The sequence below is a fragment of the Streptomyces muensis genome (genome assembly GCF_021474425.1).
Lineage (GTDB): Bacteria > Actinomycetota > Actinomycetes > Streptomycetales > Streptomycetaceae > Streptomyces > Streptomyces muensis.
Genome location: NZ_JAKEIP010000227.1, coordinates 1 through 13385 on the forward strand (window position 1 = coordinate 1; position 13385 = coordinate 13385).

The 13385-nt window shown below is 69.2% G+C and carries 6 protein-coding genes; all 6 read right to left on the bottom strand.

Features of this window, described 5'->3' with window-relative positions:
* Positions 1 to 43 precede the first annotated feature (43 nt).
* A complete protein-coding gene (gene obgE / locus L0P92_RS34460; RefSeq protein WP_234766989.1) occupies positions 44 to 1489 on the bottom strand; it encodes a GTPase ObgE in 1446 nt (481 codons plus the stop codon).
* Positions 1490 to 1629: 140 nt separating this feature from the next.
* Positions 1630 to 1884: a 50S ribosomal protein L27 gene (gene rpmA / locus L0P92_RS34465; RefSeq protein ID WP_030051735.1), complete on the bottom strand. Its 255-nt coding sequence runs from the start codon at positions 1882 to 1884 to the stop codon at positions 1630 to 1632.
* A 14-nt stretch (positions 1885 to 1898) separates the two neighbouring features.
* On the bottom strand, positions 1899 to 2219 hold the full coding sequence (gene rplU, locus L0P92_RS34470; RefSeq protein ID WP_004931419.1) for a 50S ribosomal protein L21: 321 nt from the start codon (positions 2217 to 2219) through the stop codon (positions 1899 to 1901).
* Positions 2220 to 2422: 203 nt separating this feature from the next.
* Entirely contained in the window at positions 2423 to 2827 is a 405-nt protein-coding gene (locus tag L0P92_RS34475; protein ID WP_234766990.1) for a hypothetical protein, read from the bottom strand.
* Positions 2820 to 9677: a polymorphic toxin-type HINT domain-containing protein gene (locus tag L0P92_RS34480; RefSeq protein ID WP_234766991.1), complete on the bottom strand. Its 6858-nt coding sequence runs from the start codon at positions 9675 to 9677 to the stop codon at positions 2820 to 2822. The genes L0P92_RS34475 and L0P92_RS34480 overlap by 8 nt, the downstream gene beginning before the upstream one ends.
* 153 nt (positions 9678 to 9830) lie before the next feature.
* Positions 9831 to 13385 (bottom strand): LamG domain-containing protein (locus L0P92_RS34485; protein WP_234766992.1); only part of this gene is annotated, 3555 nt, incomplete at its 5' end.

Here is a 13385-nt window from a genome sequence, read left to right on the forward strand (position 1 = left end):
GCTCCCGGCCCCCTCAGCCCTCGCCCCTTCAGCCCCCGCTCCCTCAGAACGGCTCGAAGTCGTCGAACTCCTGCGCCGCCTCGTCCCGCTCGGCCTGCCTGTCCCGACGTCGCTGCGCGGCGGGCCGCGGCGCTTCGAAGCGATGGTCCTCGCCACGCCGCCCGAGCATCTCCGCGCCGGACATGACGGTCGGCTCCCAGTCGAAGACGACGGCGTTCTCCTCGGGCCCGATGGCGACACCGTCACCGGAGCGGGCCCCCGCCTTCATCAACTCCTCTTCGACACCGAGCCGGTTGAGCCGGTCGGCGAGATACCCGACCGCCTCGTCGTTGTTGAAGTCGGTCTGCCGCACCCAGCGCTCGGGCTTCTCACCACGCACCCGGAACAGCGGCTCGCCGCCGACCTCCTCGCGCGTGACGGTGAACCCGGCGTCGTCGACGGCCTTCGGCCGGATCACGATCCGCGTCGCCTCTTCCTTCGGCTTCGCGGCACGCGCCTTGCCGACCAGTTCGGCCAGCGCGAAGGACAGCTCCTTCAGCCCGGTGTGCGCGACGGCGGACACCTCGAAGACCCGGTAGCCACGGGCCTCCAGATCCGGCCGCACCATCTCGGCGAGGTCCTTGCCGTCCGGTACGTCGATCTTGTTCAGGACGACGATCCGGGGCCGGTTGTCGAGCCCGCCGTACTCCCGCAGCTCCGCCTCGATGATGTCCAGGTCGGAGACGGGGTCGCGGTCGGACTCCAGCGTCGCGGTGTCCAGGACGTGCACCAGCACACTGCACCGCTCGACGTGCCGCAGGAACTCAAGGCCCAGGCCCTTGCCCTGGCTGGCGCCCGGGATGAGCCCCGGGACGTCGGCGATGGTGTAGACGGTCGAACCGGCGGTCACCACACCGAGGTTGGGCACCAGGGTCGTGAACGGGTAGTCCGCGATCTTCGGCTTGGCGGCGCTCAGCACGGAGATCAGCGAGGACTTGCCGGCGCTCGGGTACCCGACGAGCGCCACGTCGGCGACCGTCTTCAGCTCCAGGACGATGTCCTGGAGGTCCCCCGGCTCACCGAGCAGCGCGAACCCGGGCGCCTTGCGGCGGGCCGAGGCCAGCGCGGCGTTCCCGAGCCCGCCCCGGCCGCCCTGCGCGGCGACGTAGGAGGTGCCGTGCCCGACGAGGTCGGCGAGGACGTTGCCGGCCTTGTCCAGCACGACGGTGCCGTCCGGCACGGGAAGAACCAGGTCCTGCCCGTCCTTGCCGGACCGGTTGCCGCCCTCGCCGGGCTTGCCGTTGGTGGCCTTGCGGTGCGGGGAGTGGTGGTAGTCGAGCAGCGTGGTGATCGACTGGTCGACGGTGAGGGTGACGTCCCCACCGCGCCCGCCGTTGCCGCCGTCGGGTCCGCCGAGCGGCTTGAACTTCTCACGGTGGACGGAGGCACAGCCGTGGCCTCCGTTACCCGCGGCGACGTGCAGCTCGACGCGGTCCACGAAGGTGGTCATGGTGGGGTGCCTCCAGCACTTCAACTACGTACGGATATGTCTCTTGCGTAACACGCGAAAGGCGGACCCGCCTTCCCACCAGGGAAGTGAGGTCCGCCTCGCGAAACGCTCTACGGTGCCTGAGCCCCGAAGGGGGTGTGTCAGGCGACCGGAACGATGTTCACGACCTTGCGGCCACGGCTGGTGCCGAACTCCACCGCACCGGCCTGAAGCGCGAACAGCGTGTCGTCGCCACCGCGACCGACACCGGCGCCCGGGTGGAAGTGGGTGCCACGCTGGCGGACCAGGATCTCACCCGCGTTGACGACCTGACCGCCGAAGCGCTTCACGCCGAGCCGCTGGGCATTCGAGTCGCGACCGTTCCGAGTGGACGATGCGCCCTTCTTGTGTGCCATTTCTCCTCAGTCCCTTACTTCGCAGCCGCGGGGATCTCAGTGACCTTGATCGCCGTGTACTGCTGGCGGTGGCCCTGACGGCGACGGTAGCCGGTCTTGTTCTTGTAGCGCAGAATGTCGATCTTCTGGCCCTTGTGGTGGTCCACGACCTCGGCCTGGACCTTGATGCCGGCCAGCACCCACGGGTCGCTGGTCACAGCGTCGCCGTCGACAACGAGCAGGGTCGAGAGCTCGACCGTGTCGCCAACCTTGGCGGTGGAAATCTTGTCAACCTCAACGATGTCGCCGACAGCAACCTTGTGCTGGCGACCACCGCTGCGCACGATGGCGTACACGCGGATCTCACTCTCTCGCTCGGAAACGGCACCCCCGAAGTCCAGCCGCCCGGCACGCGGACAGCCTCTCCAGGACACCCAGTGCTCCGGAGGAAGAGGTTTACGGGGATGTGGCGCGCCTATATCTACGGACACGCCGACGGTCAAGGTTACGGGGCCCGGCTTGAGGGGTCAAACCGGGCCCCGTGCGACAGCGACCCCGGTCAGTCGGTCCCGCGCTTCGGTTCCAGCGCGTGCGGGGCGAAGGACGCGACATCGTCCAGCGCGTCTTCCGCGCGACCGCCGAGGACCGGGTCCTGAAGCAGGCCCCGGACGCGGGCGACCAGGTCGGGACCGACCTCGCCATGGATCCTCGCCACGTGCCCCACACAGGTCACGGCGAGGGCGCGGACCTGCGGGTCGACCGCAGAGCCGGCCGGGTCGAGGCACTCCGACAGCAGCTCCTCGGTCGCCTCACGCTCCGGCTCGTCATAGGTGAAGGCGAGCAGGGCTCTGGTGGCCCGGGCGACGTCGGTGCCCCGGACGTCGGCCGTCAGGGCGTCGCGCCACCCCGGGGACCCGGGCGGCCCGGCGCGGCCGCCCGGAGGGGTGCCGTACTCACTAGCCACTTTCGACTTCCCCGTTCTTGAGTGCTCGGCGTAGTGCGCTCTTGGCTTTGGCCATGCCGGGATCCGTGTCGAGGTTGGTCCGCACATGGCCGTGGAAGACCTCGTTGGTGCCGCCCTTCACGGTGCACCCGCAGGGAACCTCACCCGTGCGGTCGAGGACCACCGTATCGCCGGTCGTCCTGTCGATGCCCACTCGGCGAGGCGAGGTCTCCTTGATCTGTACCGAGTTGTCGAGCGCGTCCTGTCCGTTGTTCGGCTCGGCGCTGTTCTCACCGCGGGAGCTGCTGCGGGACTCACTGCCGTGCTTGCCTCCCGCTTCATAGACCCTCTCTCCGCAGTTGTGGACGAGAAGAGACGTCGCACCCGCGTGGACGTAGTACGTGTGGACGTCCTCGACGGTCAGGTCGTGGGTGCGCTGGCGCCGGTCGAAGGCCTCGACGGCCGTGATCTCGACCGATTCGCCGTCGGCGGTGTGCAGGCGCATCCCCGGCTTGAGGAATCCGGCCTCGATCCAGGCGTTCTCGGAGTCCGCCCAGAAGGGGTGCGTGGTCGTGGAGACCAGGGACTCCGCCTTACCCGACTTGGTCTTGATCGTCAGGTCGACGAAGTGCTTGTCGTCCTCGGTGACGATCGTGCCGACGACCTCGCGGATCTTCGTCTCACCCGTCTCCGGGTCGGTCACCACGAGCTTGTCGCCGAGCTTCACCTGCTCGATCTTCTTGGTCTTGCCGTCCACGAGCAGGACCTTGGTACCCGGCAGGAAGCTGTGTGGGCCGTCGATCGGGCAGGAACCGGCGCCTTCCTCTGTCTTCTTGCGCTTCTTTAGGGCCTCCGTCGCCTTCTTTCGAGCGTCCGCCAGCCTGTCCGCCGCCTTGGAGAGGCCGGCTCTCGCCTTGCCGACGGCCTTGTTGGCCTTCCACAGATCCTTGGCGCCGCCGATGAGGTCCCCGACCAGTCCGGTCACCCGCTTGGCGAGCCGGTAGCCCTTGGCCCAGTTCCACGGCGCCCCGTACTTGGCGAGGATCTTGCCCGCCAGGCCGCCCGCGAAGCTGCCGGCGATGTTGAGCAGGGTCTCGCCGCAGGCACCGACGTCACCGCTGGAGATGCAGTCCAGGGCCGCGTCCACGCCCAGGATGTCGCGGGCGATCTTGACCAGGGCCTTGCCGGCGGACTTGATGCGCTGCTTGGCGGACGACTGGTTCAACTGGGCCATGCCCAGGTCCGAGGACGCCTTGCTGTAGTCCGACTGCGCCTTCTGGACACCCTTGTCCACATTGGTGACAGGTATGCCGCCCCGGCACTCGATCAGACCCTCCCGGCACTCCGGGACGATCATGCCGCTGGGGTCGGCGTGCGTGACCGGCGAGTTGTTCGCGTACGCGTAGCCGTTGATCTGCTGCGGCTGCGTGTAGTCGATGACCGGGTCGACGGATATGAACTTGCCGATCACCGCGTCGTACTCGCGCGCCCCCAGGTGGGTCAGGCCCGTTGAGGCGTCGATCGTGCCGCCGACGTAGCCCTTCTCCCCAGGCCAGGTGCCGGTCTTCTCGCCGCGATCCACACCGAAGGGGTCGAAGCGTCGCTGGCTGATCGCGCCTGTCGCGGAGTCGATCGCCAGCTCACCCGTGCCGTGGTGGTCGGAGGCTATGAAGGACAGCTTGCCCGCAGTGCGGGTTCCGACGGTCTCGCCGAGGAACTCGTAGTAGCGGGTCGCCTCCTTCTTCGTGCCGTCGGCCGACAGCTTCAGCTCGGTGCCGGGCAGATAGACGGTGGTACCGGTCGGGTCCTTGCGGACCAGCCGGTTGCCGGAGCCGTCGTAGAGGTAGCTGGTCTTCGAGCCGTTAGCCTCGGTGACCTCGTTGACCTTGCCGGTGTCGGTCCAGGTCAGCGACTGGGCGTTGCCGCCGATGGTGCGCTTGGTGGTGTTGCCCGAGTCGTCGTACTCGTACGTCGACTGCCGGTCACCCGTCGGCGTCTTCTCGGTGATCTTGGTGACCTGGTGCGGGCCGTCGCCCAGGGCACCCGCCGTGCCGTACTCGTAGCTGCGGGTGATGTTCTTCGTGGCGTCCAGGCCGGTGTCGTGGACGGTGTCCGAGACACGGTTGCCGATGGCGTCGGTCTCGTACGACTTCCAGTACGGGGCTGGGCCGCCGAGGGCGCTCGATCCCGCCGTCGCGTCACACGCGGTCGGTCCGGTGCCGTCCACCGGGGTGGTGGAGCCACGGGTGCCCATGCCGCCGGCGGTCGTCGCCGTGGCCGCCGGGGTCCAGGCGTCCTTCAGACGCTGTCGGCCGTCGTACGCGAAGCACTGCACGTCCGGCGAGGAGTTCGCGGTGTCCGCGATGGACAGGACGTTGCCGGCCTGGTCGTAGGAGTACTTCGAGTCCCTGGCCGGCGCGGTCGCGCCGTAGACGTCGGTCACGGAACGGGTCAGCCGGTCGGTGCCCGTCTCGTAGGAGAACGTCTGCCAGGCCTTCTTTCCGCTGCCCGTGTACAGCTCCAGCTGCTGCAACTGGCTGGTGCGGGAGTAGACGGTGTTCGTGACGTACGACGTGGAGCCCGTCATCGTCTTCGGACGCTGCAGGGAGTCGTAGGTGTAGGTCAGCGCCTCCGCCGGCAGGTCGCCGATGGCGGGCAGACCGGTGCCCTGGACGGTGCCGTCACGGTTGTACGTGGTGCTGAAGACGTAGGTGCCGGCGAGGGAGCCCTGCGAGGCAGGGACCTGGTAGGCCGTCTTCAGCGGACGGTAGAACTCGTCCATGGACTGAATCGCCGTGGCGAAGTACTCCGTGGCTGAGACATAGCTCAGGTAGCCGTACGCCTGGCCGAGCCAGCCCGCCTTGTCGTACTTGGTCTCCGTCAGCTTCGTTCCGGTGGTGGGGTCGCCCTGCCATGTCGACACCATGCGGCTGAGACTGTCGTAGACCGTGGAGATCTTCTTGTTCCGGCCGTCGTAGGTGACGACCGGCCGGTCCAGCTCGTCGTACTCAGCGCGCGAGGTGCCGGCGTCGGGATCGACCGACTTGGTCTTCCGCCCCAACTGGTCGTACTCGTACCGCCACACATTGGCCTTGGCGTCGGTGACCGTCTCCAGCAGACCGCGCGTGTTGTACGTGTACTTCGTCGAGTCGTACGGCACACCCGCGCCCGGGGACGCGCCCCGGTAGTGGCGGATCTCCGAGACGTTGCCCTGGCCGTCGGTGATCGTGGTCGTGGGCACACCGCCCGTCGGCGGGTCGATGTGGGTCAGCTCGCCGTCGTAGGTGGTCGTGGTCCGCCACTGCTCGGCGCCGCTGACCGCGAAGATCTGCGCCTTGGTGCGGCCCAGGCCGTCGTACTCCAGCAGGCTCTGCGCGCCGACCTGGCTGTTGCTCACCAGCAGCAGTTCGTCGGAGGAGGCGCCCGCGGCGTTGTACGTCGCGTTGGTCTTGCGGACGTTGCCGGTGCCGTCGTAGAACGTGTCGGCGACCATGCGGCTGCCGTCCGGGCCCTCGGTCTGGATCTGGCGGGGGCGCAGCAGGCTGTCGTAGAGCTGGTACTCGGCGCCGTAGGAGCCGTCGTTCTCGATCTTCTCCGTCTTGATCGAGGTGACCTTGTCCTTGCGGACGTTGTAGGAGTACTTGATGCTCGGGGTCTGCGACGTGGTGCGGTCCGCCAGCCAGACCGAGGTCAGGCGGCCCAGCGCGTCGTACGCGAGGTCCGTCCGCTTGCCGTTCGGGTCCGATTGGCCCCTCGACATGCCCCACGCGGGGACGTAGTCGGTGGTGGTGGCGTGGTTGAGGGCGTTGTAGACGACCGTCTTCGTGAGGAGGCCGTTGGTCTCGGTGTAGACCGTCCTCGTCTGGTTCTGCTTGGCGTCCTTCTGGGACAGCGGACGGCCGTACGCGTCGTAGGTCGTGGTGCCCGTGACCTGGTACGACCCGGTCGTGCCGTCGTGGGACGTCAGTCGCTCCGTCTGCGTCGCGTCACCCTTGGTCGGCGCCGCGCCGTACGCGCCGCCGTCGTAGGACGTGCGCTCGTCCGCCAGGACCTGGGTCTTGTAGTCCGCGCCGACGGAGCACTTCACCGCGACGGACTCGCTGCGGCGGGGCAGGGAGAGAAGGTTCTCCGTCGTGTTGTCCGCGTACCAGGTACGGGTGCAGGAGTCGTCCTTGGCGGTGGAGACGTCACCGAGGTCCTCGACCTGGGTGACCCGGCCGCCCTTGGCGGTGTCGTACGTGGTGGTGGACTTCGTCTCCTGCCAGGTGCCGTCGGACTTCAGTGTGAAGCCGCGGCCGACCTGGGGGCGCACGATCGTCGCGCGGGTGGTGCCCCAGCTGCGGGTCTGGGTGGCGGTGTGGTGCTTCCAGGGGGTGTCGATGGTCTTGGCGACCAGCTTCGCGCCGTCGTACGTCGCCGCCTCCAGCTGGTGCCCCGTGAACTCCTCGTCGTCGGTGTACGTGGCACCCGTGGAGTCCTTGGCCGTCACCGAGCGGGTGCCGCCGGCCGGGTCGGCGTCGCCGTTCATACCCTGCATGAACGTGTAGTCGATGCGGGTCTTCTGGTCGTCGGCCGTGCCGCTGGTGACGGAGACCTTGCCGTAGCCCTGCCAGCCGCCCCAGGTGAGGTACTTGGTGTCGGTGATGCCGTCCGGCTTCGCCTTACGCCAGGCCGCGTCGCCCTGGTAGCTGTAGCGGGTGACCATGCCGTCGCTGCCGCCGGTGCGGTCGGTCTCGATGACCGCCGCGACGACGTACTTGTGGAACCAGTCCGTGATCGGGTCGACGAAGCCCGGCGGGGCCCACTTCACCGGGTAGCAGCGCTTGGTCGACTCACCCGGCTGGGGCAGCGTCGCCTTGGTGCAGTCGGTGGCGGCGTAGTTGACGTCGAGCTGGGCGCCCGTCTCACTGAGGACCATCGACAGGCGGAAGCGGTGGAACGGCGCGATGTTGTCGCCGATCGCGTCGACACGGTTGGCGAGTTGCTCGCCGAAGAGGTCGACGGAGGGGAGCTTCACCGCCGTACCGGCGCGGCCCTCGTGCTCGATCTTCGACAGCCACAGCGTCTTGGAGTCGTCGCCGTTGTCGGTGAACAGATGCGTGAACAGCCAGGCGTCCACGTCCTGGTAGGTCGTGGCGTCCTTGCGCATCTGGGTGACGACCGACGTCAGCCGCTTGGTGGTGAAGAAGGTCTGCACCGGGGCGGTGCACTTGGTGTCGGCCTTGCACTCCTGGTCGACCGGGACGTCGGGCCAGTGAGCGGCGTTCGCCTTGGTGCGCTTGCTCTCCGCGCAGTCGAAGTCGGCGGTGGGCAGGCAGCGCTCGGCGGTGTTGAAGACGATGCGGGCCGGGGCCTTGGCCGCGTAGACGCTGCCGTCCTGCTGGCCGTAGTCGATGCGCTTGAGGTAGCCGCCGCGGTGGTACGAGGTGCCGTTGACGTCCGTCTTTCCGTTCAGCGCGTAGTAGTTGGTCTCGCGCTCGTAGAAGTAGGACATCACGTTGCCGTGGGTGTCCTTGACGTAGTCGAGGCTCCAGCGCCAGGCCTGCTTGCAGTGGGCGCTGGTGAAGGTGGCGTTGTAGCAGGGCTCGCCGGAGTCGTCGCCGAAGACCGGGGCGGTCCAGACCGAGTCGGTCTCCTCGTTGCCCGTGGCCCAGCCCGGCAGGCGGTTCTGGCCGAAGTAGTACTCGATGCCGTCCGAGGTGGTGATGCGCCAGTACTCGCCGTCGTTGTCGCCGTTGACGGCGCCGGTCAGCTTCTCGACCTTGCTGCCGTCGTCGGACGACATGTGCCACTTGCCGGTGGTGTCGTCCTTGACCAGCTCACCGGCGGAGCCGTTGAGCATGACCGTGGCGTTCTCGAACGCCCAGCACTGCTCGCCGGAGTTGGTGTGGCCGTCCTCGGAGCAGGGCTTGTAGCGGCGCTCGATGTAGCCGGGGTCGTAGGAGAAGCCCTCACCGATCCAGGAGCCCTGGTTGTTGGTGGCCGAGGTGCGGCCGTCCGCCGACTGGGAGGAGTAGCCGAGGCCCACGGTGGGGACCAGGCCGCCCGGGGTCGGGACGGAGCGCAGCGGGTAGTTCCAGTTGAAGGCGCCGGAGGAGGTGGCCACGCTCCAACTGGCCGACGGGGACAGGGCGGTGGCCTTGTACGTGCCCTGGGCGCTGGACGGGCCCGCCGCAACTGCCAGGAGCGACGTCGACTCGCCGGCCATGGTGGAGACGCCGTCGGCCGAGGCCGGGGCGGCCGTCACGTCGGCGGAGACCGTGCCGGTGCGCACGTCGTTCACGGTGGGCAGCACCTTGGGCTGCTCCGGGCACTCCTTGCTGCCGGGGGTGGCGTACGCGGCACACGCGGGCAGCTGCACCAGGCGCAGCCGGGAGGCGTACGAGCCGCCGTAGCCCTCGGCGAATTCGGAGTAGTCGACGCTCAGGCGGACCTTGCCGGCCTTGTCGCCGCCGTCGGCCCGCTCGACGCCGAGCAGGACGCCCGCCCCGAGCTTCGCGGCGCGGGCCGGGTCGAGGACGTCGACCTGCACCTCGGACGGCGCCGCCTTGGCCGCCTTGGCGGACTTGGGCTCGAGCACCTTCACCGGCAGGCCGCCCGCTTCCGCGGTGGCCCCCAGTTTCACCTCGGTGCCGCCCTGCTTGGGCCACACCGCCTTGTCGAGGCCCTTGACGGCGGCCTTGCGGGCCGGGTCGGAGGGGCGGGACTTGGACTTGGCGTCGCGTCCCTTGACGGCGTCGCCGTCGTCCTGGACGCCGGGGCGGCTGGTGCGGCCCCTGGCGCCGTCGTCGAGCACCACAGCCTCGACGGTCGACGCGGACAGCGCGAGGGAGAGTCCCATCACTGTCGCGACGACCGCCTGTCTCGGCATGCGGCGGCTCAGTGAGCGGCCACGAAACATGTGGTCGGTTCCCTTTCGGAGAATTCGGAGGAGAACGTCGTGGATTGAGGGAAAGGCGTGGGGGGGGAGGGACGGGTGTGCCGGGTCCCACGGGACCCGGCACACCTCAGAGGTGACGGTTCGTCACATGTCCGGCACGGCGGTCAGTGCGGCCATCTGCTGCACCGCGATCTGGTCGGCGGCCCCGCTGTAGACGCGGACCTCGTCGAGCGCGCCGGCGAAGTACTCGCTCGCCCCGCGCAGCGAACGGCCCACCTGCAGACCGCCGGTGGCGGACCACAGGGTGTCGTCCTTGCCGTAGGCACCGGCCACGAGCTGGCCCTCGACGTACAGCCGGATCGAGTTGGCGAAGGCGTCGTAGACGACCGCCAGGTGCTGGCCGGAGCCGCCGGTGTCCGGCAGTTCCTGGTCGTCGCTGAACGTGACGATCTGCGCGGTCGCCGAGTCGGTCTTCGCCACGGCCAGCTCCCACTGCTGGGTGGCCGCCTGGTAACGGACCTGGAGGCGGTTGGCGTTGGCGCCCGGCAGGGACAGCACCGTCTGGGACTTCTCCGGGTCCAGCGAGGTGAGCTGGGCGCGTGCGGAGACGGTGAAGCTGCTGTTGCCGGGGACCGGGGCGGTCGCGGTGGACGCGTAGTCCCCGTCACCGTCCAGGACCAGGTTGCCGTCGCCGACCAGCGCGGCAATGTCGAACAGCGGGTCGGCCGGGCGGTAGATGGAGGCGTTGCCCGCGAGGGTCAGCGCCTGCCCGCCACCGGTCTCGGCGGAGGCTCCGCTGCCGGCCTCGTCGAGCTGCCAGTAGCCCTTGCGGGCCGGCTTGATCGTCATCAGCTCGGCGACCTGGGCCGCCGGCAGGACGCGGTCGAAGACCCGGACCTCGGCCAGGTCACCGGTGAAGGGGTCGCGGTAGCCGCTCTTGGCCGTCGTGCGGCCGATCTGCAGCGGGCCGTACGACTTCCAGGTGGAGCGGCGTCCGGCGGAGCCCTTCAGGTCCTTGTTGACGTACAGCTGGAGCTGCGGGCCGCCGGTCTTCTGGGCGTCGTACACACCCGTCAGCAGCACCCACTGGTCCTTGACCACGGACACCCCGGTGGAGACGGCCTTCCACTCGCCGAGCGAGTCGACGTCGTTGACAGGGACGGCGAACTTCCAGGTCTGCGCGGACGCGTCGTAGCCCAGGGTGAAGCCGGGCTCGCCGGTGCCGTCCTGACTGATGACGGTCATGCTGCGGTCCAGTGCCGTGGGCCGCACCCAGGCGCTGACGCTGAAGCTCCTGGAGGTGTCGAGCACCGTCTCGCTGGTGTCCAGGTAGGCGTCGGCGCTGCCGTCGAAGCGGGCCGCCTTGTCGACCTTGCCGCCGGGGCCGTCGACGCCGAAGGTGACGGCGGGGCCGGCGGTCGCCGAGAAGTCGCCGCTCTCGTCGTGAGCCTCCGTCTCACCTGCCAGGTCGGCGAGGTTCCACTGCGCGACGACCGGCTTGCCCTCGCTGACCAGGAAGTCGTACGGGGTGCTGCTGGCGTGTCCCGCCTTGTCGACGGCGATCACCTCGAGCACGTGCCGGCCGGCGCGGGTCGGCATCCACTCCTTGGTGACGGAGCCGCCCGCTGTGGCCGGGGTGAGCGTGGCCAGTGCGGCGCCGTCGAACGAGTACTGGTACTTGACGACGTCCGTGTCCGGGATGGAGTCGTTCGGGTTGGGCGAGAAGGTGAAGGTGCCGTAGGTGCCCACGCCGTCGTGGTAGACGGTGTCGGACGGGTACTGCTTGGACAGCACGAGCGGCTTGCCGGGCCAGGTCCTGTCGTAGATGAACTCGCACCGCTGGGCGGTGTCGCCTTCCCAGCTCCACGGGCCGGAGCCGTCACCGTCGTTCGCCCGTGCGCTCCAGTAGATGACGGTGTTCTGCGGAATCGTCGACCTGACGGTGTGCTCGAACCTGGTGCTGGTGGTCGGGGACAGCCAGTCGTTCGTCAGATAGGTGTAGGACTTGGCTTCCTTGGTGGTCGGGTCGGTCCACTCCACCTTGAACTCGACCTTCACCTTGTCGGTCTGGCCGTTGCCGTGGTCCGGGTCGCTCGCGATGGCCTTCAGCTTCGGCGGGACGTCGGTGTACGGGCGGCTCGCCCCCCACTTGCACACGCCACCGGGGTCGGTGAGCATGTCGGACGTCTTGATCTGCCGCGGCAGGTTGTTGTACTTGATCGACAGGTACGCGTTGCCGCAGATCCGCTTCCACTCGGCGAACCGGGACTCGTCGGCCGCGCGCAGACCCAGCGTCATGGCGTTCCAGCCGCCCGCGGCGGCCGTCTTGATCTCGCTGGTCAGCTCGCCGGTCTGCCCGCTCTCGAAGTGCAGGTTCGCCTGGCTGGAGCAGGAGGTCGGGGAGATCGCCTTGTCGACGGTCTGGAGATAGTCGTCCCAGTCGTCCGAGGTGTTGGACCAGTTGCTGGACGAGCTGAGCGAGTAGTTCTGGCCGCCGATGCGGTAGAGCTGGATCGGCTCCGCGGTCGGGGAGGCGCTGTAGATGTGCTCGACGCGGGCGGAGAAGGTGGCGCCCAGGATCTGCTTCCCCTTGTAGAAGGAGAGCGGCATCGTGAACATCACGCGGCGCGTGCCGACGCCGTTGCAGGAGACCGGGTTGTAGTCGGTGGGGCACTTGCCGACGCCCGCGCTGCCCGAGTACTTCCAGTCCTGCTCGCTGGGCATCCCGGACATGACCCCGGTCCAGGAGGTGCGCGAGGTCGTGCGCTGGATCGGGTCGATGACGACGGGGAAGACCGTGTCCTCGTCGGCCAGCATCTTCCGGTCGGGGACCAGGCTCAGCCTGCCCTTGGCCACCTCGACGCCGAGCGGGGCGACACGTCCGCCGCCGCCGGGGCCGTCGAGGGCGGGCTCGGGGGCGGTGTCGGCCTGCGCCGTGCCCTCCTGGGGGGCGGTGTCGGCCTGCCGGCCCGTTGCTTCCGCGCCTGCCGCGGCGGAGCTGAGGGCCTTGGCCACGGCCTTCGGGCCCTGCTTGCGGGCGGCCTCCTCGGCCACGGCGGCCGAGTCCCACATCGCCGGCTTGCCCGCCTGGAAGACGGTGCCGCCGACGGCGGCGTCCTCGGCGACGATCGCCCCGGTGGCGTCCTCGGCGACCTTCAGGCCGTCGGTGGTCATGCCCAGGTCGAGCCGGGCCAGCCGCTGGTCCGCCGCCGCTTCCGGTGTCTTGACGACCAGCAGGTGTCCGAAGCCGTCGGCCTCGGCGCGCACGGTGAGGTCGACGCCGGGCAGGGCGTCGGCGTAGGTGGCGGTGTCGCCCTCGACGTGGGGCGCGGGCAGCTTGCCGTACGGCCAGGTCAGGGCGAACTCACGGCCCGCCCGCCGCATGGTGACGAACGGCTTGCCCGCCCGGCCGTCGGACAGACTGAGCTCGACGGTGGCGGCCTTGGGCCCCCACGTGCCGTCGGCGTGCTTGACGAGCGTCTCGTCGACGTCGACCCACGTACCGTCGCGGACCGTGCGAACCGGCTCGGTGTACTCGCGGGCGGTGAAGGTGCCGTCCGGCTCCGCGAAGATCTCCCGGCGCTCGGTGCGCATACCGACGACCTCGGTCTTCTTGCCGCTCTTCTGCGCGAGGGCGAGGGCCTGCTGCTCGGTCTGAGCGGGGCGGTCGGCGGCGGTGGGGGTCGTGTGGTCGGGGGT